The 24673-nt window shown below is 46.3% G+C and carries 24 protein-coding genes and 1 pseudogene; 20 read left to right on the top strand and 5 right to left on the bottom strand.

The window, feature by feature from the left end:
- Positions 1-3 precede the first annotated feature (3 nt).
- Both AC4OGX_RS09475 and treR read right to left on the bottom strand, forming a co-directional pair.
- Complete coding sequence (locus tag AC4OGX_RS09475; protein ID WP_493330072.1) at positions 4-594, bottom strand: SOS response-associated peptidase; 591 nt, start codon at positions 592-594, stop codon at positions 4-6.
- A 23-nt stretch (positions 595-617) separates the two neighbouring features.
- Positions 618-1343, bottom strand: a complete 726-nt coding sequence (gene treR / locus AC4OGX_RS09470) for a trehalose operon repressor (protein WP_493330071.1) — start codon at positions 1341-1343, stop codon at positions 618-620.
- A 252-nt stretch (positions 1344-1595) separates the two neighbouring features.
- Between treR and treP the strand changes: the two genes are divergently transcribed.
- From treP to AC4OGX_RS09420, 10 genes and pseudogenes are all read left to right on the top strand, one after another.
- Complete coding sequence (gene treP, locus AC4OGX_RS09465) at positions 1596-3554, top strand: PTS system trehalose-specific EIIBC component (RefSeq protein WP_493330070.1); 1959 nt, start codon at positions 1596-1598, stop codon at positions 3552-3554.
- A gap of 55 nt (positions 3555-3609) precedes the next feature.
- Positions 3610-5280 (top strand): alpha,alpha-phosphotrehalase, encoded by a 1671-nt coding sequence (treC, locus tag AC4OGX_RS09460; RefSeq protein ID WP_493330069.1) that lies wholly within the window; start codon positions 3610-3612, stop codon positions 5278-5280.
- Between the two features lie 45 nt (positions 5281-5325).
- Positions 5326-5442: pseudogene (locus AC4OGX_RS09455) on the top strand (ABC transporter permease); the annotation flags it as partial.
- A 212-nt stretch (positions 5443-5654) separates the two neighbouring features.
- Positions 5655-5852: a hypothetical protein gene (locus AC4OGX_RS09450; RefSeq protein WP_493330068.1), complete on the top strand. Its 198-nt coding sequence runs from the start codon at positions 5655-5657 to the stop codon at positions 5850-5852.
- Between the two features lie 3 nt (positions 5853-5855).
- Positions 5856-7751, top strand: a complete 1896-nt coding sequence (locus AC4OGX_RS09445) for a recombinase family protein (protein WP_493330066.1) — start codon at positions 5856-5858, stop codon at positions 7749-7751.
- Positions 7752-7960: 209 nt separating this feature from the next.
- Positions 7961-8728, top strand: coding sequence for a GDSL-type esterase/lipase family protein (locus tag AC4OGX_RS09440; RefSeq protein WP_493330064.1), 768 nt, complete (start codon positions 7961-7963; stop codon positions 8726-8728).
- Between the two features lie 56 nt (positions 8729-8784).
- Positions 8785-10053: a Y-family DNA polymerase gene (locus tag AC4OGX_RS09435; protein WP_493330062.1), complete on the top strand. Its 1269-nt coding sequence runs from the start codon at positions 8785-8787 to the stop codon at positions 10051-10053.
- Complete coding sequence (locus tag AC4OGX_RS09430; RefSeq protein ID WP_493330061.1) at positions 10043-10378, top strand: YolD-like family protein; 336 nt, start codon at positions 10043-10045, stop codon at positions 10376-10378. The genes AC4OGX_RS09435 and AC4OGX_RS09430 overlap by 11 nt, the downstream gene beginning before the upstream one ends.
- Before the next feature lie 26 nt (positions 10379-10404).
- Complete coding sequence (locus AC4OGX_RS09425) at positions 10405-10545, top strand: PD-(D/E)XK nuclease domain-containing protein (RefSeq protein ID WP_493330060.1); 141 nt, start codon at positions 10405-10407, stop codon at positions 10543-10545.
- A gap of 7 nt (positions 10546-10552) precedes the next feature.
- Entirely contained in the window at positions 10553-10729 is a 177-nt protein-coding gene (locus AC4OGX_RS09420) for a hypothetical protein (RefSeq protein ID WP_493330059.1), read from the top strand.
- 165 nt (positions 10730-10894) lie between these two features.
- Here the strand turns inward: AC4OGX_RS09420 and AC4OGX_RS09415 are convergent, their stop codons facing one another.
- Together AC4OGX_RS09415 and AC4OGX_RS09410 are read right to left on the bottom strand one after the other, a co-directional pair.
- Positions 10895-11593 (bottom strand): ABC transporter permease, encoded by a 699-nt coding sequence (locus tag AC4OGX_RS09415; protein ID WP_493330057.1) that lies wholly within the window; start codon positions 11591-11593, stop codon positions 10895-10897.
- On the bottom strand, positions 11586-12353 hold the full coding sequence (locus AC4OGX_RS09410) for an ABC transporter ATP-binding protein (RefSeq protein ID WP_493330055.1): 768 nt from the start codon (positions 12351-12353) through the stop codon (positions 11586-11588). Before AC4OGX_RS09410 ends, AC4OGX_RS09415 begins: the two co-directional genes overlap by 8 nt.
- Positions 12354-12592: 239 nt before the next feature.
- On the opposite strand from AC4OGX_RS09410, the gene AC4OGX_RS09405 reads away from it, so the two are divergent.
- The 3 genes from AC4OGX_RS09405 to asd all read left to right on the top strand — a co-directional run bounded on the left by AC4OGX_RS09405 (position 12593) and on the right by asd (position 15934).
- Positions 12593-13222 carry an epoxyqueuosine reductase QueH gene (locus tag AC4OGX_RS09405; protein ID WP_493330054.1) on the top strand — a complete coding sequence of 210 codons (630 nt, stop codon included), beginning with the start codon at positions 12593-12595 and terminating at the stop codon, positions 13220-13222.
- 165 nt (positions 13223-13387) lie between these two features.
- Entirely contained in the window at positions 13388-14767 is a 1380-nt protein-coding gene (gene argH / locus AC4OGX_RS09400; protein WP_493330052.1) for an argininosuccinate lyase, read from the top strand.
- A gap of 81 nt (positions 14768-14848) precedes the next feature.
- A complete protein-coding gene (asd, locus tag AC4OGX_RS09395; RefSeq protein ID WP_493330051.1) occupies positions 14849-15934 on the top strand; it encodes an aspartate-semialdehyde dehydrogenase in 1086 nt (361 codons plus the stop codon).
- 124 nt (positions 15935-16058) lie between these two features.
- Here asd and AC4OGX_RS09390 read toward each other — a convergent pair whose 3' ends face one another.
- Positions 16059-16850, bottom strand: coding sequence for a hypothetical protein (locus AC4OGX_RS09390; protein WP_493330050.1), 792 nt, complete (start codon positions 16848-16850; stop codon positions 16059-16061).
- A gap of 287 nt (positions 16851-17137) precedes the next feature.
- On the opposite strand from AC4OGX_RS09390, the gene AC4OGX_RS09385 reads away from it, so the two are divergent.
- The 7 genes from AC4OGX_RS09385 to AC4OGX_RS09355 all read left to right on the top strand — a co-directional run bounded on the left by AC4OGX_RS09385 (position 17138) and on the right by AC4OGX_RS09355 (position 24604).
- Entirely contained in the window at positions 17138-17563 is a 426-nt protein-coding gene (locus tag AC4OGX_RS09385; RefSeq protein ID WP_493330049.1) for a LytR/AlgR family response regulator transcription factor, read from the top strand.
- 152 nt (positions 17564-17715) lie between these two features.
- Positions 17716-18990, top strand: a complete 1275-nt coding sequence (leuC, locus tag AC4OGX_RS09380; RefSeq protein WP_493330048.1) for a 3-isopropylmalate dehydratase large subunit — start codon at positions 17716-17718, stop codon at positions 18988-18990.
- A complete protein-coding gene (gene leuD, locus AC4OGX_RS09375; RefSeq protein ID WP_493330047.1) occupies positions 18990-19481 on the top strand; it encodes a 3-isopropylmalate dehydratase small subunit in 492 nt (163 codons plus the stop codon). Before leuC ends, leuD begins: the two co-directional genes overlap by 1 nt.
- Positions 19482-19718: 237 nt before the next feature.
- Positions 19719-20705 (top strand): ornithine cyclodeaminase family protein, encoded by a 987-nt coding sequence (locus AC4OGX_RS09370; RefSeq protein ID WP_493330046.1) that lies wholly within the window; start codon positions 19719-19721, stop codon positions 20703-20705.
- Between the two features lie 139 nt (positions 20706-20844).
- The gene (gene ilvD, locus AC4OGX_RS09365) at positions 20845-22488 is read left to right on the top strand and encodes a dihydroxy-acid dehydratase (RefSeq protein WP_493330044.1); all 1644 of its coding nucleotides are present in this window, start codon (positions 20845-20847) and stop codon (positions 22486-22488) included.
- Positions 22482-23279 (top strand): TrmB family transcriptional regulator, encoded by a 798-nt coding sequence (locus AC4OGX_RS09360; RefSeq protein WP_493330043.1) that lies wholly within the window; start codon positions 22482-22484, stop codon positions 23277-23279. Before ilvD ends, AC4OGX_RS09360 begins: the two co-directional genes overlap by 7 nt.
- Positions 23280-23296: 17 nt before the next feature.
- Entirely contained in the window at positions 23297-24604 is a 1308-nt protein-coding gene (locus AC4OGX_RS09355; RefSeq protein WP_493330042.1) for a Na+/H+ antiporter NhaC family protein, read from the top strand.
- Positions 24605-24673 lie beyond the last annotated feature (69 nt).

The raw sequence follows: 24673 nt of genomic DNA, 5'->3' as shown, positions 1-24673 counted from the left end.
CATCTATTTCAAAAAGTCCAGTGTCTGCTGTTCATATTCGGTGTCCTTTTTTAACGCTCCGGGAACCTTATGCAGGATCAATTCTGTCTGGGAATCGTCAAAAAGCCAGGCATCCAGCTCCTCATCATTTAAGACAAGGGGCATCCGGTGATGCACGCTTTTCATTGACTCGTTGGCATCCGTAGTCAGGATCACAAACCGGACGCTGCCTTTAAATTCCTTGTAGAACCCCGCCAGGTAGCAGATCCTGCCATCCGGTCTCTGGAAGGTGTATTTCTCCTTTTCCTTGTTCCACTCATAAAATCCGGCGGCCGGAACGGCACACCTGTGGTTTCGGATGCTTTCCTTAAACATTCGTTTTTCCAATGCAGTCTCCGAGCGGGCGTTGATGATCAGATTCTTCTGATCAAATCCAGGGAATCCCCATGTAAAAAGCTCAGCAGAAAATTCATTCTGATACCCGGTGATAACGGGAGCCTGGCCGGAAGGATAGATATCTCTTCTGCCTCCTGCTTTAAATTTCTGGTCAAGATGGCGGACAAGCCGTTCAATCTCCCTGGCTGTCTCATCATCGATATAATAACGTCCACACATGAATTATAATTCCTTTCCACTTCCTATTGCCGTTTCCTTGTAGCTGTATCCTGGAAACAGAAGTAATCCGGCCGATGGCGGGACTGAGTATACTCGAACATGATCCCGTCTGCATTATAGGTCTGCCCGGTGATTACGGCCAGACAGTTATAGTCGTTGAGCTCCAGATATTTTTCATCGATCTCAGTCGCCCGCTCCACGGTCATCTTACGCTTACTTGTGATAATAGCCATTCCCAATTCATTTTCAATATATTCATAGATGGACCTTGCGGCGATCTCTTTCGTAAGCCCGGGGACGACAGACTTTAAAAACATGTTCACATCCAGGATCAGCGCCTTTTCTTCCAGATAGCGGACACGCTGGATATAGTAGAGTTCGCTTCCCTCTAAAAATCCCGTTTTGGAAGAAATCCGTTCATCTGCAGTAATCTCCGCAAACTGGATCACATCGGTGCGTGTTTTCTTATGGTTTCTGGCGGCAGATTCCTTGAAGGATTCGATTCCGCCTATGGTAAAGGAGGCCTGATCAACGGGCTGGTAAATGACGCGGACGCCTTTGCCGTGGAGAGACTGTACATAACCCACCTCAGCCAGTTCAGATACGGCCCTGCGGATGGTATTGCGGGAACATCCGTAGATATCCACCATAGTATTCTCGGAAGGGAGCAGCTCCTGATAGGGATACTCCTGGGATTCGATCTTCTGTTTTAAATCTTTATAGATTGTTTCAAATTTGGCTTTCGGCATGACTTCACCTTTCTTTAATGTTATGCTTGTTTAAACATCTGTTTTTATTATAGCTTAAAGGGGCGATAAGTCAAGGGAACGAAAAGAACAGTTTTTAACATGATCCGGCAGATAGATGGATAGAAAGAAAGTTTAAAATTGAAAACGGGGTTGACTTGTTTAAACAAGTATGGTATAAAATAATTAAAGAACTTGTTTAAACAAGATTGACAAAGTGGATCTCATTGGATGAAATAATCGGGAGGAAAGATCATGGGCAGATATGCTAAGGATGCAGAAGAACTTTTAGAATTGATCGGAGGGCGGCAGAACATTGCGGCGGTCTCACATTGTATGACAAGAATGCGGTTTGTGTTAAATGATCCGTCAGCGGCGGATGTGGAAAAGATCGAAGCAATGAAAGTGGTAAAGGGAAGCTTTACACAGTCAGGACAGTTTCAGGTCATCATTGGGAATACTGTTGCAGATTTCTACAATGATTTTACGGCTGTGGCAGGGGTTGAGGGAGTTTCAAAAGATACGGTGAAGCAGGCTGCAAAAAAGAACCAGAGTGTATTGCAGAGGATGGTCACGGCAATTGCAGAAATCTTTGCACCACTGATCCCGGCGATTATCGTCGGCGGCCTGATCTTAGGTTTCCGGAATTGTATCGACAGCCTGTATCTATTCGAAAACGGAACAAAGACATTGTGTGATATCAGTCAGTTCTGGTCCGGGATCGACAGCTTCCTGTGGCTGATCGGTGAGGCCGTATTCCATATGCTTCCGGTCGGGATCTGCTGGTCTGTGACCAAGAAAATGGGAACCACCGAGATGCTGGGAATCGTTCTTGGTCTGACGCTGGTTTCCGGGCAGCTTTTGAATGCCTATTCCGTGGCTTCCACGGCAGCATCAGAGATTCCGTTCTGGGATTTTGGATATTTTAAGGTCAATATGATCGGATACCAGGCACAAGTAATTCCTGCGATCCTGGCAGCATTTACCCTGGTCTATCTGGAAAAGTTTTTCAGGAAGATCACGCCCCAGGTAATCTCTATGATCGTCGTTCCCTTCTTCAGTCTTGTACTGGCAGTAATCGCGGCGCATTTTATCCTTGGCCCGGTCGGCTGGAAGATCGGCTCTGCAATTTCAAGTGTTGTGTATGCAGGAATCACCGGACCTTTTAAAGTTGTATTCGGAGCAATTTTCGGTTTTGTCTATGCGCCCCTTGTTATCACCGGACTGCATCACATGACAAATGCCATCGATCTGCAGCTGATCGCAGATTATACAGGGACCATGCTGTGGCCGATGATCGCCTTATCCAATATTGCACAGGGGTCCGCAGTCCTGGGCATGATCACGCTGCAGAGAAGAGATCCACAGGCACAGGAAGTAAATGTTCCGGCATGCATTTCCTGTTACCTGGGAGTAACAGAACCGGCGATCTTTGGCGTCAACCTGAAACATTTCTTCCCTTTTGTATGCGGGATGATTGGTTCTGCATGTGCAGCAGTCATTGGCGTGGCGTGGGGGACAACGGCAAATGCCATCGGAGTCGGAGGGCTTCCGGGGATTCTGTCCATCCAGCCGAAATATATGCTTTCCTTTGCTGTGTGTATGGCAGTTGCAATTGTGGTGCCTTACGTGCTTACAGTAATAGTAGGAAAGAAAAGGGGGATCGGTAAGGCTTTAGAAAAGGAAACAAAAAGGGTTCCTGAGAAGAAAGAAAAGATCCTTGAAAAGAGAGACCGTGCAGAGGAACAGGCAGGAGAAACGAAAGAATTAAAGGCTTTTCTTGACGGAAGGGTAATCCCATTGAAAGAAGTGGGTGACGGTGTATTTTCCGAAGGGATCATGGGGGATGGACTGGCGGTTATCCCGGAAAGTGAAACACTGTATGCCCCGGCTGACGCAACTGTAACCGTTCTGATGGAGGAATCCAGGCATGCATGCGGCTTGACACTGGGAAACAAAATGGAACTGCTTCTCCATATTGGGATCGATACGGTCGATATGAAGGGGGATGGCTTTGAATACCTTGTAAAGCAAGGGGAGAAGGTGGCAGCAGGGACACCGCTGATCCGGTTTTCACGGGAAAAGATCCGTGCAGCAGGACATTCAGATACAACAGTCTGTGTCATAACAGATGAGGGCGATGCAGAGAATATAGAATTTCATACAGGAATCTGCGCCCGTGCAAAGGAGACAGGTATCGTTACATTTGAATAAATATGTTCCTTATTGGATATTAGCAGTCGATTGAATAAGCAGGAGGAAACACGGCATGACCGATTTTAAAAATAAAGTAGTATACCAGATTTATCCCAAGTCGTTCAAAGATTCTGACGGGGATGGGATCGGAGATTTAAAAGGAATCACGGAAAAGCTGGATTATCTGGAAGCCCTGGGGGTGGATTATCTGTGGCTCACTCCGTTTTTTGTCTCACCCCAGAGAGACAATGGATATGATGTGGCAGATTACCGGAAGATCGATCCGGTATTCGGTACCATGGAGGATCTGGAAGAATTGATCAAAAAAGCACAGGAAAAGGGGATCGGACTGATGCTGGATATGGTATTTAATCACACCTCTACGCAGCATGAGTGGTTCCAGAAGGCCCTCCGGGGCGATCCTGAGTACATGGATTATTATATCTTTCAGGATGGAACACAAGATCAGATCCCGACCAACTGGGAGTCCAAGTTTGGCGGTCCGGCGTGGGAATATGTGCCTGCCCTGAAAAAATGGTACCTTCACCTGTTCGATGTGACCCAGGCGGATTTAAATTGGGAGAATCCCAAAGTACGTGAGGAACTAAAGCGGATCATCTGTTTCTGGAAAGCGAAAGGAATCAAAGGATTCCGGTTTGATGTGGTAAATCTGATCTCAAAGCCGGAGGTTTTTGAGGATGACCTGGAAGGAGACGGACGGAGATTCTATACGGATGGGCGTCATGTACACGAGTTTTTGAAAGAACTGGTTTGCGATACCGGGATCGAAGATATGGTGACAGTGGGAGAGATGTCCTCTACTTCTCTGGAAAACTGTATCCGGTATTCGAATCCACAGGAAAAAGAGCTTTCCATGTGTTTCAATTTTCATCATTTGAAAGTGGATTATAAGAACGGTAATAAATGGGAGCTGACGGAACCGGATATTCCGGCATTGAAAGAACTGTTTTGCAGATGGCAGCGTGGAATGCAGGAAAATCAAGGGTGGAATGCGGTGTTTTGGTGTAACCATGATCAGCCAAGAATCGTGTCACGTCTGGGAGATGATCAGAACGCCTGGAAGGAATCGGCAAAAATGCTGGCGGCCTGCATCCATCTGATGCGCGGAACCCCTTATATTTATCAGGGAGAAGAACTGGGAATGACCAACCCCGGATATGAGACGATCGGGGATTACCGGGATGTGGAGAGCCTGAACTATTATGAGATCCTGTTGAAAGAGGGGCATACAAGGGAAGAGGCGCTTGAGATCCTATCCAAACGATCCAGGGACAACGGGCGTACCCCTATGCAGTGGAATGATGGAGAAAATGCCGGATTTTCGGATGTCAGGCCGTGGATCGGGCTGCCGGAAAATTATAAAAGGATTAACGCAGAGGCAGAAATGGCAGATAAAGATTCCATCCTGGCTTTCTACAAGAGACTGATCATGTTTAGAAAAGAGAACCCTGTCATCTCAGACGGGAAGATTGAATTTTTGTGCCAGGAGAATAAAAATATACTGGCGTACAGGCGCTATCTGGAGGAAGAGGAACTGCTCGTGTTCTGTAATTTCCGGGGAGAGTGTGTACAGATGGGGGATATCCGGGATGCAGAGGGAGAGAAGGAATATTTCCTTGATGAACGATACGAAAAGATTCTCGGTAACTATGAGGGGAAGGGGGAAGACGAAACCCTGCGTCCATATGAAGTTATAGTGTATGAGAAGAGGATAGAAAAATAGACGGCAAAAAAAGAACCCTATCTGATTTAAAATGTCTTTTCCCCTTCACAGCTATTTAAAATGGATTGGCTCCTGATGTCTATCGTTCTATTGTGCATTATGGCGATGGGACTGTATGCACTCATCAATCTGGTCGAAAAAATATATTTGAAAAGGTTTTAACTGTTCAGTACAGGACTGTGCATTTACTGCACAGTCCGTGTGAAAGCGTCGAACAGCTACAAAGATTTACAAAGTCTGTAAACAGCAGGACAAGACATTTTTTAAAAGGATGTTTTGTCCTGCTGTTTTTTGCAGAGCTGGGATTTCTACATAAGTACAAGGTGTTTTTTCATATGCTGATGTAAGGACGGTGAAAGACGGCTGATGGAAGATTGGAAGATTGTAAGGAAAAGCTGCTGCCAGGCGGCAGGAAAAAAAGGATGGCAGAGCAGGATAAGAGGTATGAGCAGAGCCGGAAACAGGAAGCAGAAAAAAGAATACTCCTCCATCTTGCTGATCTCCTTAGGGAGGAGAATTTTTTGACATCGGAAGAATGGATGCGCTTAAAACAGCGTATCGCTTTGGAGTAGCGTATGCTGCGCGCTGTGATCTACTGCCGCTGCAGTACCGAGGAAGAAAGCCAGAAGGATGCCCTGAAACAGCAGGTGAATGAAGCACGTCAAAGTGTCTGCAGGCAGGGCTGGACACTCGTAGATGAATACATAGAGGCAAAGAGCGGTACCACAACGGCCAATCGGAATGAATATAACCGGCTGTATGAGGAACTAAAGAGCGATAAATTTGATGTTGTGGTGATCAAGAGCCAGGACCGTTTGATGAGAAACACGAAGGACTGGTATCTTTTTATAGACCGCCTCATATCCAATGAGAAACGGTTGTTCATGTATCTGGACGGAACGTTTTATTCTGCAGATGACGCTCTGATCACCGGGATCAAGGCGATCCTGGCTGAGGAGTACAGTAAAGAGCTGTCCAGGAAGATCAACAATGCCCATTCCCACAGGCAGCAGGATGGCAGGTCTTTTATTCTGCCGCCGGAGACATACGGTTTGAGAAAAAAAGCAGACGGAACAGTAGAACTTGTTCAGGAAGAAGCAGAAGCAATCAAGCTCATATTTCTTCTATGTAAAAGTATGGGATGTACTTCCATTGGACATTACTTAAAAGAGAATGGGATTTTTGATCGTAATGGCAGACCCTTTAAGGAAGAGACGATCCGCAGGATCATCCGCAACCCGATCCGATGCGGAACTGTGGTACAAAATAGAATGCATTTTGATTTTCAGACAAAAAGAACGGTCAGACTGCCAAAGGATCAGTGGGTCATACACGAGAACGCGGTTCCGGCAGCGGTTTCCAGGAAAGAATGGGAAGAAGCAAACGATGCCATGGATAAGCGCAGAACAACGGGGAAAACCGGACAAAAAGAAGCTTATAAAGCCGGGAGAAAATGCAGGAATTATCTGCTCTCCGGAAAAATTCAATGTGGGATATGCGGCAGTCCTTATTACCGCAGGTATAGAAAACGGTGTAAGGATCAAAAGCTAGTCATTGAATGGAGATGTAAAAATTATATTCAAAACGGAAGAAACCGGGAACCGGCCGGCAGTAAAAAGAATCCTCTTACAGAGGAATTCTCTAGGGGGTGTAGTAACATTCACCTCAGGGAAGAGGAACTGCTCCATCTGCTGGAACACGTTTCCGAGCAATCCTTTCCAAAGAAGGTGTGGCAGGATGAGAAGATCGTTGACAACATGATGTTCCTCTTATCAGAAGTACTGGGACAAAAAGCTTTAATTAGTCAGGTGAAAAAACTTCAAAAGGAAAAGGGACGCTGTGAGCAGAAGAAAAGAAAGCTTTTGGATAAGCTGCTTGAGGACGTGATCTCGGATAGCGATTATCAAGAAAAAAGACGGGAGATTCAACAAAGGATCGTGAGAATCAACCAACAGCTTGAAAAGGTAAGAGATTCTGGGAGCATGCAGGCAGACAGGGAACAACGGCTGGGGAAAATACGGAAACGCCTGGAGAATGGCGCCGTCAGACAGGCAGACACTGCCGCAATGATTGAAGGGATTGAAAAGATTATGGTGTTTCCTGAGAAAGTTACGATCATATATAAAGTGCAGGATGTGGGAAGAGAGGCCCCCGTCACTGTGAACGCGGCACAGGAGATACAAAGGGATGACGGCATGCTGCGGATGGACGTACCGCTTGGCTTAGAATTTCGGTATCAGGCAGAAAAAGAGGCATTAAATCAGCGGATTGTGGGATATATGCATGAGGATCCTCGAATTACTGCAAAAATGATCGCAGAAAAAGAGAACATCAGCCTGTCCAGAGTCAATGCAGGAATCAGAAGACTAAAGCAGCAGGGGAAGATCTATTTTGAAGGGAAGGGGGGCCGCGGTGAATGGAGGAGCATATCGTCTGACGGGAACAAAGGATTGTGCAACAGAGAAGAATGAAGTATAATAAATCAGGGATGCGTCTTGAAACGTATCCCTGTGCTATATAGGTACAATTTGCAGGTATCATGGTTTTTCCATGGCATACCTTAATCTGCAGCGTATGCTGCGGACCCGCCCGCCAGGGCATGAGTTGCGGGATGCCCTCCGGGTATGATGAAATTGGGAAGATATTCTCAAAAGATGTGATATAGAAAGAGGAAGATTTTATGATAAACAGACTGGTAAAATATATGCTTGGAATCGTAGCTTGTGTGATGATTTTAGCAGCCACAGGGTGTGCAGTGAATCGGGAGAAAGCGCACACGGTACCGGACAAAACACAAGCTGCTCAATCAAAGCCAAAAGAGATAAAAATAGCCTGCATCGGAGACAGTATTACCTTTGGGGCGGGCGTACACCAGACGCGTGATCAGGATAGTTATCCTGCAAAGCTGTCGGGCTTGTTAGGAAGTGGCTATACCGTTTTGAACTATGGGATCAGCGGGAAAACGCTGCTCAACGGAACGAATACACCCTACAGGGCAATGGATTTTTTTGAGGAGTCAAAGCAGGCTCTGCCGGATATTGTGCTGATTATGCTTGGTACGAACGATTCGAAGGCGTATAACTGGAATGCGGGAGAATATGAGAAGCAGCTGGAAGAATTTGTGGATATTTATAAAGGACTGCCATCCGGCCCGGAAGTATACCTGATGACCTGCTGTGCCGCATTTGGTGCAGAGGACAGCGATGTGGTGGCTTTTCATGTCAATAAGTCAGTCATTGCAAATGAGGTGAATCCTATCATCAGAAGAGTGGCAGAAAAGTGCCGGGTCCCGGTGATCGATATTTATGAGGTTACGAAAGACCATTCTGGATATTTCGTAGACGGGGTCCATCCGAATGCAGAAGGCAATGAGGTGATCGCGCAGGCGGTATATGAGGCAATTGAGGCATCTGGCGCTGACAGAAAAACAGTGGATGAACAGAAATAGGAAACAGATAAAAGGCAGCATTTAAGGGAAAAACGAGGAAGGGAGAAGAGAGCGTTATGCAGCAGGAAAGAGTCTATATCTGCATTGATCTGAAATCATTTTTTGCCTCGGTAGAATGTGTGGAGCGCGGTTTGGATCCACTGACGACGAATCTTGTGGTTGCAGATCCGGAGCGGACAGAGAAGACTATCTGTCTGGCTGTTTCTCCTTCCATGAAGGCACAGGGAGTAAAAAACCGCTGCCGGGTGTTTCAGATTCCTGAGAACCTTGAATACATTAAAGCAGTACCGAGGATGCAGCTGTATATTGATTACTCTGCAGAAATATATGCAATTTATCTCAAATATATCTCAAAGGATGATATCCATGTATACTCCATAGACGAGGCATTTATGGATGTGACGGATTACCTCGCCATGTACCAGATGAGTGCAAAAGAGCTGAGTAAGGCGATTATGCAGGATGTATATCAAAAAACAGGGATCACGGCAACATGTGGGATCGGGACCAATCTCTATCTTGCAAAGATTGCTTTGGATATTACGGCAAAGCATGCAAAAGATAACATCGGAGTATTAGATGAAGAATCCTACAGGCAGACGCTGTGGGATCACAAGCCTCTCACAGATTTCTGGAGGGTAGGAAAAGGAACAGCAGAGCGTCTGAGACACTCCGGCATCAGCACTATGAGAGAGATCGCACAGGCGGATGAGGCGCTTTTGTACAAATTATTTGGCATTGATGCGGAGCTGCTCATCGACCATGCCTGGGGCAGGGAGATCACAACAATAGCAGATATCAAAGCATATAAGCCAAAGTCTAACTCTATCTCCAGCGGGCAGGTGCTGGGATGCGATTATTGTTTTGAAGACGCAAAGCTGGTGGTCAAGGAGATGGCAGACATGCTGAGCCTGGAACTGGTGGATAAGGAGCTGGTGACAGATTCTATCTCCCTTTATGTAGGTTATGGCAGCCGCTATGAGGCGAAGTCGGCACACGGAACGATCAGCATGACAGTGACAACCAGTTCGGCAAAGCAGATCATTTCCTATACGGAAAAGCTGTATGACAGGATCGTAGACAGGCATATCCCCATACACAGGCTGAATCTGGCATTCAACAATGTGGTGGATGAGAAATATCAGCAGTATGATCTTTTCACGGATCCGGCAGAGCTGGAGCGGGAGCATAAGATGCAGAAGGTCATGCTGGATATAAAAGAGAAGTATGGGAAAAATGCCATATTAAAGGGCATGAATCTGGAGGAAAAAGCAACGGCCAGGGAACGGAACAGACAGATCGGAGGTCATAAGAGTGGCATCTAAAATGAGCAGGGAAGAGCGTGCAAAACAGTTTATGCCATTTGCGGCTTTAAAAGGATATCCGGATGCGCTCAGGAAGAAGGAAAAGATCATCGTGCCGAAAATGGAGCTGTCCGAGGAGTATAAGGAAGAACTGGACAGGAAGCTAAAGCAGGTGCAGAAAAACGACATGATCACAGTGGTTTATTATGAAAAGAATGAGTATCTGAAAAAGACCGGGATGGTCTCCAGGATCGATGAGACGGCGCGGGTCCTAAAGATCGTGAATACGAAGATACCTTTTGAGAGTATCTTTGAGATCAGCGGGGAGAAGATGAAGGAATTTTAAGTTCGATGGACAATTAGTTATGCAAAATGGAGGATGAGGCAGAAAAAGCGTTACGACAGATTGCGGACAGGCATTATGATCAGGAGCTGAAAAGGGATGGATATGAGAATATTATCCGGTATGGAGTTTCATTTTATAAGAAAAACTGTCTTGTGGCGAAGGTGTAGGTAATATATGAAGCTATTAAATCCCCTCTACTTAAATAAACTCCCAAAACAGATATTGGGGAGTTTAGGAGTAACAATTCAGGAAGATAGTGAAATAAGCGAAGAATACGATGAATTTATATTAGAGTGGATGGCGGATGTGTATACTTATATGCAGTGGAAGTATGATATTTTTTTCCAGTGAAATAATATGTAAAGTAAAACCGGGAGAATTATATTCAAAATATAGTCCTTTGCATGAGACACCATTAAGTAATGGTGTAGAAAGATTAATAAAAATATATAGTCTCTGTTAGAAAACATGAAAGAAATTTAAAAGTCAGCATTGTCTTTGTGTCATTTTCCCCACCTAAGTAAACACCTGGCTGGAGTATATAATCAGATATCCAAGTCCGTCCCGTGCCGCCAGGAACTCCCCGATGATGACACCGACCAGGCAGAGCCCGATGTTGACCTTCATATTGCTGATGATCGCCGGGATGGAGCTGGGCAGCACGACCTTGGTCAGTGCATGCCATTTATTCCCGCGTAAGGTGTAGATCAGCCGGATCTTCTCACCGTCTACCGTAGTAAAACTGGTGTAGAGGTTTAAAATGCTTCCGAAGATAGCCACGGACATGCCGGCAACGATGATCGTTGTTTTCGTAGCGCCCAGCCATACGATTAACAGCGGGGCAAGTGCGGATTTGGGCAGGCTGTTGAGTACGACAAGGTAGGGATCCAGGATTTCCGAGAGCTTCTTACTGCACCATAGGGCGACTGCAATCATGACACTGATGACAGTGACCAGAAGGAAACTAACGATTGTCTCATATAAGGTGACCCAAATATGGACAAAAATGCTTTTGTCCAGGACCATTCCCCAGAAGCAGAGGGCAATTTTGGACGGGCTGCTGAAAATAAAGGAATCAATGATCCCTACATTTGCTGTGAATTCCCAGAGAAATAAAAAGCTTAAAAGGATTGCCACGCGGGAGACCCGGACGATCCTTTTGTGTTTTTTGTGCATATTCAGATAACTTTGCTGTCCTGCGGAAATTTCATTCATTTTGATTCAACTCCTCCCATATAATATTAAAGTAATTCTTGAACTCCGGTGCATTCCTGCGAAGAAGAGGGGTGTCTTTATCCAGAGTAAATGTGATAGGTACGATCTTGGAGATATGGGCAGGCCTGCTTGTTAGGATGATGACCTGGTCGGCGAGACTGACTGCTTCTGAAAGGTCATGTGTCACTAATAATGCCGTTTTGTGTGCGTGACGAATGATCTGTCCAATGTCATCGCCAACGGAGAGTCGTGTCTGGTAGTCTAAAGCGGAAAACGGTTCATCCAGAAGCAGAAGATCCGGTTCCAGGACAAGAGTGCGGATCAGAGCTGCCCGCTGTCTCATTCCTCCCGATAATTCGGATGGTTTTGAATTGGCAAATTGTTTCAGCCCGTACAATTCCAGAAGTTCCTTTGTCTTGGCTTTTGATTTTGGGGAGAGCATGTGTTGGATCTCCAGCCCTAGAAGTACATTTTTATACACCGTGCGCCACTCAAAAAGGTGGTCGTGCTGCAGCATATATCCGACATTCATGGTGCTTTCTTTCATATATTTCCCATTCATTTTTATCAATCCCTTTTCGGGCTCCAAAAGCCCTGAGATAATCGAGAGCAGGGTAGATTTCCCACAGCCGGAAGGTCCGACGATCGCGACAAACTCACCGGAAGCGATGGAAAATGAAATATCTGTCAGTGCCTTGGTTTCTCCTTCTAAAGTGTGATATGCATAATTAATGTTTTTTAATTCAAGTATCGGTTCCATGCAGACACTCCATTCGACAAGTATATAGTTAGTTTATGGAAAAATGCCAGTAAGGTGAATAAACATCTGATCCGAGGTATTTAACGAGCTTAGCATTTGTGGTATAATGCTCGCACTTAGCGCGGTATTTCCGCGCTTTAGAAAGACATATACCCAAATCCTTAGCGAGGTATTTAACGAGCTTAGCATTTGTGGTATAATGTTCGCATCTATTAGCACAGGAAAGGTGTTTGGGCGAGATGAACTATAGAAATGTTAATTATCAGAAAGAACTGGACAAGCTGATTAGTGCACTCCAAAAGGAGAATAGGGTGCCGAAGCTTCTGCTTCACAGCTGCTGTGCTCCCTGCAGCAGTTATGTACTGGAATATTTATCCGAATATTTTGAGGTCACGGTTTTTTATTATAATCCGAATATATTTCCGGAGAGCGAATATACAAAACGTCTGTTAGAGCAGCAGACGCTGATCGGGGATATGCGCTTTAAGCATCCGGTGTCTTTTTTGGCGGGAAATTATGACAAGGATAAATTTTATGCCCTGGCAGCAGGGATGGAGCACTTAAAAGAAGGCGGGGCACGCTGTTTTAAATGTTATGAACTGCGTTTGAGAGAGACGGCAGAGATGGCAGTCAAGGGAGGATTCGAGTATTTTACCACCACCCTGAGTATCAGTCCTTTGAAAAATGCCGGGAAGCTGAATGCAATCGGCATGGAGATCGCATCCGAATATGGGATCAAGTATCTCCAGTCTGATTTTAAAAAGAAGAATGGGTATAAGCGGTCCATTGAGCTATCAAAGGAATACGGGCTTTACAGGCAGGATTACTGTGGGTGTGAATTTTCAATTGAGAAGAAAAAAGAAAAATAATTACAGATATCCCGGCAGACCCGCAGTTAAACTATGAAAAAATGTGAAATGTTCCAAATATTTTTTGGCGAAAGGCTGCAAAACCGTGAAGTTTCATGTGGACATTAACACGTTACTATGATAAACTAATGAGAAAATCTAACAGAGAGAAGAGAGGATAAGGAAATGGCACAGTTATGGGGCGGTCGTTTCACAAAGCAAACAGACCAATTAGTGTACAATTTCAATGCATCAATATCTTTTGATAAAAAATTTTATGAGCAGGATATCCGCGGCAGTATTGCTCATGTGACCATGCTTGCAAAGCAGGGGATCCTGACAGAAGAGGAAAAAGAAAAGATTATCGAAGGGCTTTTAGGCATCAAAACTGATGTGGAGAGCGGAAAATTAGAGATCACGGATGAATATGAAGATATCCACAGCTTCGTGGAGGCGAATCTGATCGACCGGATCGGAGATGCGGGCAAGAAATTACATACAGGAAGAAGCCGCAACGACCAGGTTGCTTTAGATATGAAGCTTTACACCCGGGATGAGATCCTGGAATTAGATCAGCTTTTGAAGGAGCTTCTCGAAGTGTTATTGAAGCTGATGAAGGAGAACACAGAGACCTACATGCCTGGTTTCACGCATCTGCAGAAGGCACAGCCGATCACACTGGCTCACCATCTGGGAGCATATTTTGAGATGTTTAAGCGTGACCGGTCCCGTATGAAGGATATTTACCAGCGTATGAATTACTGTCCGCTGGGATCCGGTGCACTGGCCGGAACCACTTATCCTCTGGACCGGGATTACACGGCAGAGCTTTTAGAATTTGCAGGCCCGACGTTGAACAGCATGGATTCCGTGGCAGACCGGGATTATCTGATCGAGCTTCTGTCCGCGATGTCAACCGTTATGATGCACCTGAGCCGTTTTTCCGAGGAGGTCATCATCTGGAATTCCAACGAATATCAGTTTGTGGAGATTGACGATGCATACAGCACAGGCAGCAGCATCATGCCGCAGAAGAAGAATCCGGATATTGCGGAGCTGGTACGTGGAAAGACGGGACGTGTCTACGGGGCATTGATGTCACTTCTGACTACGATGAAAGGAATCCCTCTTGCATATAATAAAGATATGCAGGAAGATAAGGAATTTGTTTTTGACGCCATCGATACAACGAAGGGATGTCTGGCACTGTTTACAGGCATGATAAAGACCATGCGTTTCAACGATCAGCGTATGGAAGACAGCGCGAAGAACGGATTTACAAACGCAACGGATGCGGCAGACTATCTGGTGAATCATGGAGTACCTTTCCGTGATGCACATGGCATCGTTGGACAGTTGGTTCTCTACTGTATTGAAAAAAACATTGCGCTGGACGATATGTCACTGGAAGAATTCAAAGTGATCTCTCCTGTATTTGAAGAAGATATCTATGAGGCAATCAGCATGAAGACGTGCGTGGAGATGCGCAATACAATCGGTGCACCGGGAAAAGCGGCCATGGAAAAGGTGATCGCAGCACATGAGATGTACTTAAATATAGAATAGATGTCAAAAAGGATCTGGCAGGATCCGAAATGGCAGGAACACATACAGAAGCAAGTTGAGAGAAAGGAAAAGGTGAGGAAAATGGATCAGAAATTAAGAGTGGGTATTTTAGGTGCAACAGGAATGGTGGGTCAGAGATTTATTTCCCTGCTGGAGAACCATCCCTGGTTCGAGGTAGTGACCGTGGCAGCCAGTCCGCGTTCTGCAGGAAAGACCTATGAGGAGGCAGTCGGTGACAGGTGGAAAATGGACACACCGATGCCGGAGGCAGTGAAGAAATTAGTGGTGTTGAATGTAAACGAAGTAGAAAAAGTTGCGGCTACCGTTGACTTTGTATTCAGTGCAGTGGACATGACAAAAGAAGAGATCAAAGCGATCGAGGAAGCGTATGCTAAGACAGAGACTCCGGTCGTATCCAACAACAGCGCACACCGCTGGACACCGGACGTACCGATGGTAGTGCCGGAGATCAATGCAGATCACTTTGAAGTCATTGCAGACCAGAAGAAGCGTCTGGGAACCACCCGCGGATTTATCGCAGTAAAACCAAACTGCTCGATCCAGAGTTATGCACCGTGTCTCGCAGCATGGAAGGAATTCGGACCAAAGGAAGTTGTAGCGACCACATATCAGGCAATTTCCGGCGCAGGTAAGACCTTCAAAGACTGGCCGGAGATGGTGGAAAACATCATCCCATATATCGGCGGAGAAGAGGAAAAGAGCGAGCAGGAGCCGCTGAGAGTACTCGGCAAAGTAGAAAATGGTGAGATCGTGAAGGCAGAGCTGCCGAAGATCACATGTCAGTGTATCCGTGTACCTGTATTAAACGGACACACCGCAGCCGTTTTCATCAACTTTGAGAAGAAGCCAACGAAAGAAGAACTGATCGAAAAAATAGTTTCTTATAAAGGATTCCCACAGGAGGCAGAGCTTCCGAGCGCACCGAAGCAGTTTATTCAGTATCTGGAAGACGACAACCGTCCGCAGGTAAAGTTGGATGTGGATTATGAGAATGGAATGGGCGTATCCATCGGACGTCTGAGAGAGGACAGCATGTTTGATTATAAATTCGTTGGACTGTCTCACAATACAGTTCGCGGAGCCGCAGGCGGAGCGGTACTTTGTGCAGAAGCGCTTACTGCGAAGGGATATATCCAGGTGAAGTAGAGCAGATGGAGAATGGACAGATCAGGAAGGATACTGTTTCAATCTGCAGGGTTAAAAAGATGCCGTTTAATCATGTAAAATGATTGAGCGGCACCTTCTTTTTTACCGGAATTTCTATGAATGATTAAAGAAATCCATCTTCGTTATAATAATTTGTATTGCGGTAATCCTCAAGCACTCCGTAATATTTTAAGAGGGTGGTTTTGTCCTGCATGTATTTTCCAACATCCTCGGGACCATAGCGGAGAAGGTAATAGTCCATGTCATGCAGGATACGGTAAATATTTATGACACAGTTTACATCGTGTGTGTCTTTCGCTTTTTGGACCAGATCGGACAAGGCTTCAAAGTTTTTTCGGAAGGATTCGTTGTAGACGCTCTCTTCAAGCTCTCCAAGAATCTGGAGAATGGCTTTTGCGTCATAGTCACTGGTGGCATAAACCGGTTCACCGTACTTCTTCTGAAATTCTTCCTCAGTTAATCCAAGCTGTTCCTTTTTGTCCATATCTTCTGACTCGTAGGCATAACCAATGATAAATTCACCCGTCACATCCAGATATTTCCATGTACCGTCATCTGGATTAGAAAGGTGATCCTGTAAGTCTTCAAATATCAGGTGGCGTTCTAAACGTAGATTTGCGTTTGAAATGACAGTTTTTAGCCTCTTGATACTCTCAGGACTCATTCCTTCCAGCGCTGCGCTTCGCATAGTGAGGACGGTAGCTTTATCAGGATGTTCACTATTTCGTTTTTCATTGGTGTCCAAAGCAGCGGTCTTGTCAGAGAAAACAGCTGGAGCAATAGAGGCCTTTTCCGTTTTGGGACTGCAGCCGGTAAAGAGCAGGCATAACACCAGAAGAAACGGACAGAGCGCAAGACAGCGAATCATTTGTTTTTTACGTGTTTTTTTAAACATAGTATCTCCTCCATAAACAATGTGACAGTAAGCTCGCCCGCAGAGCATGAATTATGGGATGTCCTGTGGGGATAGGCAGGGTATATATATTTATTGTATCATACCCTGCCGGATAAAAAGATGCAAATATTGAGGATAACTGGGATTGTTTTTGGGTTAATCGAGACTTATGGAATCCAGATACCAATTGTGCAGGAATGTTTCCCAGTTATACAAACCAGTTTACAGGAGTGCATAAACATAGTATTCTAGAAAAAATATTGTTAAAAGAACGACAGGAGATTCAAATGATAAATACAGTAATATATGGCGTGATCAATGGAGTGAGCTTCTGTCTGGGGCTTCTTTTTGTGATCCGAAATTTTCCGGATAAAAGGTTTCGGTCAAAATGGATGCAGGCAGTTGAAAATACGGGTTCTGTCATAGAGAAGGTATATTTTGACGATATATTCTACATAGAGACCAGGATAAGGAAAACTTGTGTCCATAAGAAGAATCTCAGCTATGTATCCAAGACAACGATGTCTGATTATGAAAAGAAATTGGATGAGAGATTTTACCGCTGTCATGCCGCTTATATCGTCAATATGTATTATATCAGGAAAATAGAAGAGATGAAGATATATCTGAGCAACGGAGAATTTATCTTCATAAGTAAAGGAAGGCGCAGTAGATTCATACAGGCTTACATGGAATTCTTACAGGGAATTTAGAAGAATAGTTCAGTTTCTGTTCATACCTTTTGGGCGTGCACAGTAATGCAGCACACTCGTTTCCTAAAAGAGGATAATATCTCTACTTTCTTTTCGCACTTTAATATGATAAAATGAAAAACAGAATTTATATGAAAGAGGAGGTTGTCGTTATGGGAATGACAATGACGCAGAAAATTCTGGCGGCTCATGCGGGACTGGATTCTGTAGCAGCCGGTCAGCTGATAGAAGCGAAATTAGATGTGGTAATGGCAAATGACATTACCGGGCCTATGGCTCTGCCGATTTTTAAACAGATGGCAGACAAGGTTTATGATAAAGATAAAGTGGTACTGGTTCCGGATCATTTTACACCGAATAAGGATATCAAGTCCGCAGAGAATTCCAAAGCGATCCGTGAGTTCGCGAAGGAGCAGGGCTTAAAGTGGTATTTTGAGCAGGGAAAATCAGGTGTGGAGCATGCCATCCTTCCTGAGGCAGGCGTGGTTGCTGCAGGAGAGTGCATCATCGGCGCAGACTCTCATACCTGTACATATGGTGCGCTGGGCGCATTTTCAACCGGTGTTGGTACAACGGATATTGCAACTGGTATGGCAACAGGAGAACTGTGGTTCAAGGTGCCAAGTGCCCTGAAGTTCGTATTAACAGGAAAACCAGGACCTTATGTGAGCGGCAAGGATGTGATCATCCATATCATTGGTAAGATCGGTGTGGACGGGGCACTTTACAAATCTATGGAATTTACAGGGGACGGTATCCAGAATCTTTCCATGGATGACCGTTTTACGATCGCTAATATGGCGATCGAAGCGGGAGCAAAGAACGGGATCTTCCCGGTCGATGAGCAGACAAAGGCTTATCTGGATGAGCATACAGTGAAAGAATATACTGTTTATGAGGCAGATGAGGATGCAGTTTATGATGAAGTGATCGAGATCGATCTGTCCAAGGTTCGTCCGACCGTTGCATTCCCGCATCTTCCGGGCAATGCGAAGACCATCGATGAGATCGAGGCCATGGAGCCGATCAAGATTGATCAGGTAGTGATCGGATCCTGTACGAATGGAAGAATGGAAGATATGCGTAAGGCTGCTGCGATCCTGAAAGGACACGAGGTTCACCCGGATGTGCGCGTCATGGTGATCCCTGCGACTCAGAAGATCTATAAGCAGTGTATGAAAGAGGGACTTCTGGACATCTTTGTAGACGCAGGCTGTGCAGTAAATACACCGAGCTGCGGACCTTGCATGGGAGGACACATGGGGGTCATGGCGGCTGGAGAAAAGTGTGTTTCTACAACTAACCGTAATTTCGTAGGACGTATGGGACACGTAGATTCTCTTATTTATCTGGCTTCCCCAGAATTAGCTGCTGCAAGTGCGATCGCAGGCTGCATCGCGAATCCGGAGAAAGTAGGTGACAAATAATGAAAGCATTGGGACACGTTTTTAAATATGGAGACAACGTAGATACAGACGTTATCATTCCGGCAAGATACTTAAACTCTTTTGATGCACAGGAACTGGCAAGCCATGCAATGGTCGATATTGATCCTGATTTTGTCAAGAAAGTACAGCCGGGAGACTTGATCGTGGCAAATAAAAACTTCGGCTGCGGTTCCTCCAGGGAGCATGCACCGCTGTGTTTAAAGACAGCAGGGGTCAGCTGCGTGATCGCAGAGACATTTGCAAGGATCTTCTACCGCAACGCCATCAATATAGGGCTGCCGATCATCGAGTGCCCGGAGGCGGCCAGAGGGATCGAGGCAGGAGATGAAGTGGAAGTGGATTTTGACAGTGGAAAGATCTATAACCGCACAAAGGGGACACAGTTTCAGGGACAGCCGTTCCCGGAATTCATGCAGAAGCTTATCGCAGCAGGCGGACTGGTGAATTATACCAATAGTAAGAAAAAATAATAGCAATGGATCAATAGAAGTAAAAAAAGAGGAAAAGTGAGGTGTCGGCCTTTCTTTTCCTCTTTTTTTCTGACACGTGCTCCTTAAGTCCATCAGGGATGCATGTTATAGCGGTGGTATGTTATAGAGGGGATTGACATTTCTCCCGGGATTGTTATAATGAATATATTAATAGTTACCTTTGGGGTATACTAAGCTAAAACCAGAATACGGGATCAAAAATTAGGAGGTATTGTTATGCTGTTATTATCGAAATCGGACATTAAGAAGGTGTTTTCCATGAGGGAAGCAGTGGAAGCGGACAAGGAAGCTTTCCGGTTATTTTCGGAGGGGAAGAGTGAGGTGCCTCTGCGTACGAATATCCAGGTGCCAAGACATGAGGGAGCACTTCTTTTCATGCCTTCCTTTGTGGATGAATTGGATACGGCCTGCCTAAAGGTTGTAAATGTGTTTCCTAAGAATATTGAGCAGGGGCTGCCTTCCACTCCGGCACAGGTGCTTTTGATCGATGCTTCGAATGGACTGGTTGTTTCTGTTCTGGACGGGACCTATGTGACACAGCTTCGCACCGGAGCTGCTTCCGGCGCGGCACTGGATGTTCTGGCGAAAAAGGATTGTAAGAAGGGGGCTCTGATCGGGACAGGCGGACAGGCAGCCACACAGCTCGAAGCGATGGTAGCCGTCCGCAATCTTGAGACCGTTAAGGTCTTTGACCTGAATGCACAGCGTTTGAATGCCTTTGTCGGGCAGATGAATGAAGAGCTATCCGAATATGGAACGCAGATCCTTCCGGCAGAAAGCGCAGATGACGCAGTAGAGGATGCGGATATCTTAGTCTGTGTGACTCCATCCACGCGTCCTGTATTTGACGGCACAAAGGTGAAGGCAGGGGCAACGGTAAGCTGTGTAGGCTCTTATCAGCCTCATATGCAGGAGATGGATCCGGAAATCCTAAAGCGTGCTTCAAAGATTTATTTTGACTCTGAGGATGCAGTTCTTTCGGAGGCCGGAGATATCCTGATCCCGTTAGAGCAGGGAATCATCACGAAGGAGGATTTCACAGGCGATTTGGGAGATGTGCTGCTTGGAAAAGTAACAGGCAGGGAAAATGACGAGGAGATCATCGTTTTCAAGACGGTGGGGATCGGTACGCAGGATCTGATGGCGGCAAAACGGATTTACGACAAAGCGCTGCAGGCTGGTGTGGGTACAGTCTGGGAATAAGCCGAAAGCCGGGGGAAACCATAATTTGAGGATAAGCAGAAAGCGATACCCATAGGGCATACTTTATCGAACTGCTAATGTTCGATAAGTGTAAATGTTCGATAAGTGTAAATGAAGAGATATTCAGGAGGAGATACAAATGGAATCATATTGGAACGGGGCAGAGGCGGCACACCGCCGTGTCATGATGAAAGCAGCAGGATATTCCGATGCGGATATCCGTAAGAAACCACATATTGGAGTACCTAACTCATACATGGAGGGTTCACCGGGAAGTGCTCATCTCAGACAGATCGCTGAGGCAGTCAAGCAGGGGATCTGGGCGGCAGGCGGAGTCCCTGTTGAATTCGGCATCCCGGCGACCTGCGGCAATATTGCAAACGGAGCGGAGGAGCTAAAGTATGAGCAGGTAGGACGCGACATTGTAGCGATGTCTGTAGAATTTGTTTCCAGGGTACATAATTTTGACGGACTTGTCATGATCGCATCCTGTGATAACATCATAGCAGGCTGTTATCTTGCCGCGGCGAGAATGGATATCCCATCTATGGTTGTGACCGGCGGCTCCATGCAGCCGGGACATCACTGCGGGAAAGCGGTTGTGGAGGCGGATCTGGATGTGGCGAGATTTTCCGGTTCCACAGAGGAGGAGCTGATGGAGCTTGAGGAGGCCGTCTGTCCATCCTTTGGTGCCTGTCCTTCGATGGGAACAGCCAATACCATGCAGATGCTCGGGGAGGTCATGAATCTGGTCATGCCAGGCACGTCTACGATCCCGGCATCAGACAACCGGAAGCTGCGCCAGGCAAGGGAAGCGGGAAAGTTTGCGGTGAAGCTTGTAAAATCAGGCTTGAAGCCTTCTGACCTGATCACAAAAGAGGTTCTATTGAACTCGATCATGTTTGATATGGCAGTGGCAGGCTCTACCAACGCAGTACTTCATATTCTGACCATGGCTTATGAGCTGGGGATCGACATTACTCTGGCTGATTTTGAAAAATATGCGGAAAAGATCCCCTGCATCAATGCAGTCATTCCAAGCGGACCTTACACGGTCGTGGATTTCCATTATGCAGGCGGCGTGCCCAACGTCATGAAAATGCTGGAGCCTCATTTGTTTACGGATGCTTTGATGATGAATGGCGGCACATGGGCCGAATACCTGTCCAGTGTGACTGCACAGCCAAATGAAGTGATCCATTCACTGGAGAAACCGCTCTTTCATGAGCCAGGATTAAAGATCCTGCGCGGAAACCTTTCTCCCAACGGTGCGATCGTGCGTCCGACAGCAGTTCCGGATCCTGTAAAATATATCCGGGGGAAAGCGAAGGTCTTTGACGGTGACAGAAGTGCATTTGAAGCGATCGAGGCAGGGCAGATCGTTCCCGGTGATGTGATCGTCATCCGTTATGAGGGCTGTAAAGGCGCTCCTGGTATGAAGGAGCTGATGCTGAGTATCGATGCGCTGATCGGACATGGCCTCCATACAAGTGTTGGCCTGATATCAGATGCAAGATTTTCCGGCTTTAATTATGGCGCGATCATCGGACATGTTTCACCGGAGGCGTATGACGGCGGAACCATCGCCCTTGTAGAGGAGGGGGATGAGATCGTGATCGATATTCCAAACGGAAAGGTGACGCTGGAGGTATCAGAGGAAGAGCTGGAGAAAAGAAAGGCTGCCTGGGTCTGCCCGCCCCTCAAGGAACAAAAGGGCTGCCTGAATCTGTTTGCACGTAACTGCAGACCGGCAGAAGAAGGTGGTGCGATGCAGCCTTGGTAGATAAGATCGGTTTACTCAATAAGGTAGGGCTTACGGATGCGGAGGCCAAGGTTTATCTGACTCTCTTAAAAAATGGCGGTGCAACGGGGTATGAGGCGAGTAAATTTTCGGCAGTTCCCCGTTCCAAAATTTACAATGTGCTGGAATCTCTTGTCATAAAAGGATTTATATTGTATTCTGAACAGGAGAATACCAACCGTTATGTTGCTGTACCTGTGGAAGAGATCTCCGAGAGAGTGAAGCATGAGACTGATGTGACTCTTAAGGAGCTTAAAAGCCAGCTAAAGGATTACAGGGCACAGACGGATATGGATGAGTTTTGGCATATCAGGGAATACGAAAACGTATTTGCAAAATGCCGCAGTATCTTAAAAAGGACAGAATCAGAGCTGCTTCTGCAGATCTGGGAGGAAGACCTGGACCGGCTGCTTCTGCCTATACAGGAGCTGGAAGCGAAGGGGATCCGCACAGGAATCGTTTATTTCGGGGAGAAAAACGAGGATGAGATCTTGCTTCGTCACGTCTGCCGCCACGGAATGCTGGAGGATAAGAGGCAGGAGATGGGAGGGAGATTTTTGACACTTGTTTCTGACAACCGGGAGGTAGTGTTCGGACAGATCATCAGTGACGCCGTTTCAGAGGTGATCTGGACAAAGTCAAAGCCCATGGTCGCCATGGCGGCAGAGTGTGTCCGGCATGACATCTATTTTTACAAGAGTGCAGGGTTATTCCAGGAACAGATGCAGGAGGAGCTTGGCGAGGATTTCCATAAGATACGGGAAATATTTTAACGAAGAGAGGATATGGAATGAGACAAGAAAGTACAACAACAGGAAACGAGAAGGGCAGGGCGTCTGCGCTGCTTCCTATCGGAGTGTTTCTGGTAATTTTCCTGGGAGCAGGGATCGTGACGAAGGACTTCTATGCGATGCCTGCCATTGTGGGATTTTTGATCGCATTATTTGTGGCTTTCCTGCAGAACAGAAAACTGAATTTTAATCAAAAGCTGAAGATCATCGCGAGAGGAGCAGGGGATGAGAATATTATTACGATGAGCCTGATCTTCTTATGCGCAGGAGGATTTTCCGGTGCGGTTACCGCAGCGGGCGGTGTGGAGAGTACGGTCAATTTTGGATTGTCGATCCTTCCGGCGAGGGTCGCGATCGTCGGATTGTTCGTGATAGGATGCTTTATTTCTGTTTCTATGGGAACCTCCATGGGGACGATCGCGGCTCTGGCGCCGATCGCAGTGGGAATCTACGAGGAGACCGGATTTCCTTTGGCGATCTGTATCGGAGCAGTTGTCTGCGGAGCGATGTTTGGTGACAATTTATCTATGATATCAGATACCACCATCGCGGCGGTCAAGACGCAAGGATGTGAGATGAAGGATAAGTTTAAAGCGAACTTTCTGATCGTGCTCCCGGCAGCAGTCATCACGATCGTGATTTTCTGGCTGACGACCCGCAATGTGAAGCTGCAGGTGACTGCATCGATGGACTATAATTTGTGGAAGGTCCTGCCGTATATTCTGGTCCTGGTAGGGGCATTGATCGGAATTAATGTGTTCCTCGTCCTGATCGGCGGGATCGTAGTTTCCCTGATCGTGGGCGTGGCAACTGGCAGTATTGCGCTGTCTCAGATCTTTGCCGTTGTAGGTGAGGGAGTGACCTCCATGTACGATATCACGGTGATTTCTATCGTCGTAGCATGTATCGTGTCACTTGTAAAAGAATATGGGGGGATCCAGTTCATCTTAAACATGATCAAGAGCAGGATCAAAGGAAAGCGCGGCGGAGAGCTTGGGATCGCCTTATTGGCACTGTTTGTGGATCTGTGTACGGCAAACAATACAGTAGCCATTGTCATGGCGGGGCCTATAGCCAAGGAGATCAGCGACGAATTTGAGATCACTCCGAAACGTTCCGCCTCCTTATTGGACATTTTCACTTCCGTGGGTCAGGGACTGATCCCATACGGAGCGCAGCTGTTATCGGCTGCCAGTTTAACGGGGCTGACTCCGTTCCATATTATGCCATATCTGTATTATCCGATGCTGATGGCTGCCAGCGGAATCCTTTTCATTATGTTCCGCAGGCATGAGAAAACAAATTAGAAACGAAAACAAAACCTTATAAACACACTCTGGTTCCTGGATTCCCACTCTTGAATCTGCAAAGGACAT

The sequence above is a fragment of the Faecalicatena sp. genome, from assembly GCF_058819085.1.
This window is presented reverse-complemented; position numbering and strand designations above follow the sequence as displayed.

Coding starts and splice junctions, on each gene's coding strand:
- AC4OGX_RS09475 (WP_493330072.1), bottom strand. CDS start 594: ATGTGTGGACGTTATTATATCGATGATGAGACAGCCAGGGAGATTGAA.
- treR (WP_493330071.1), bottom strand. CDS start 1,343: ATGCCGAAAGCCAAATTTGAAACAATCTATAAAGATTTAAAACAGAAG.
- treP (WP_493330070.1), top strand. CDS start 1,596: ATGGGCAGATATGCTAAGGATGCAGAAGAACTTTTAGAATTGATCGGA.
- treC (WP_493330069.1), top strand. CDS start 3,610: ATGACCGATTTTAAAAATAAAGTAGTATACCAGATTTATCCCAAGTCG.
- AC4OGX_RS09445 (WP_493330066.1), top strand. CDS start 5,856: ATGCTGCGCGCTGTGATCTACTGCCGCTGCAGTACCGAGGAAGAAAGC.
- AC4OGX_RS09440 (WP_493330064.1), top strand. CDS start 7,961: ATGATAAACAGACTGGTAAAATATATGCTTGGAATCGTAGCTTGTGTG.
- AC4OGX_RS09435 (WP_493330062.1), top strand. CDS start 8,785: ATGCAGCAGGAAAGAGTCTATATCTGCATTGATCTGAAATCATTTTTT.
- AC4OGX_RS09425 (WP_493330060.1), top strand. CDS start 10,405: ATGGAGGATGAGGCAGAAAAAGCGTTACGACAGATTGCGGACAGGCAT.
- AC4OGX_RS09420 (WP_493330059.1), top strand. CDS start 10,553: ATGAAGCTATTAAATCCCCTCTACTTAAATAAACTCCCAAAACAGATA.
- AC4OGX_RS09415 (WP_493330057.1), bottom strand. CDS start 11,593: ATGAATGAAATTTCCGCAGGACAGCAAAGTTATCTGAATATGCACAAA.
- AC4OGX_RS09410 (WP_493330055.1), bottom strand. CDS start 12,353: ATGGAACCGATACTTGAATTAAAAAACATTAATTATGCATATCACACT.
- AC4OGX_RS09405 (WP_493330054.1), top strand. CDS start 12,593: ATGAACTATAGAAATGTTAATTATCAGAAAGAACTGGACAAGCTGATT.
- argH (WP_493330052.1), top strand. CDS start 13,388: ATGGCACAGTTATGGGGCGGTCGTTTCACAAAGCAAACAGACCAATTA.
- asd (WP_493330051.1), top strand. CDS start 14,849: ATGGATCAGAAATTAAGAGTGGGTATTTTAGGTGCAACAGGAATGGTG.
- AC4OGX_RS09390 (WP_493330050.1), bottom strand. CDS start 16,850: ATGTTTAAAAAAACACGTAAAAAACAAATGATTCGCTGTCTTGCGCTC.
- AC4OGX_RS09385 (WP_493330049.1), top strand. CDS start 17,138: ATGATAAATACAGTAATATATGGCGTGATCAATGGAGTGAGCTTCTGT.
- leuC (WP_493330048.1), top strand. CDS start 17,716: ATGGGAATGACAATGACGCAGAAAATTCTGGCGGCTCATGCGGGACTG.
- leuD (WP_493330047.1), top strand. CDS start 18,990: ATGAAAGCATTGGGACACGTTTTTAAATATGGAGACAACGTAGATACA.
- AC4OGX_RS09370 (WP_493330046.1), top strand. CDS start 19,719: ATGCTGTTATTATCGAAATCGGACATTAAGAAGGTGTTTTCCATGAGG.
- ilvD (WP_493330044.1), top strand. CDS start 20,845: ATGGAATCATATTGGAACGGGGCAGAGGCGGCACACCGCCGTGTCATG.
- AC4OGX_RS09355 (WP_493330042.1), top strand. CDS start 23,297: ATGAGACAAGAAAGTACAACAACAGGAAACGAGAAGGGCAGGGCGTCT.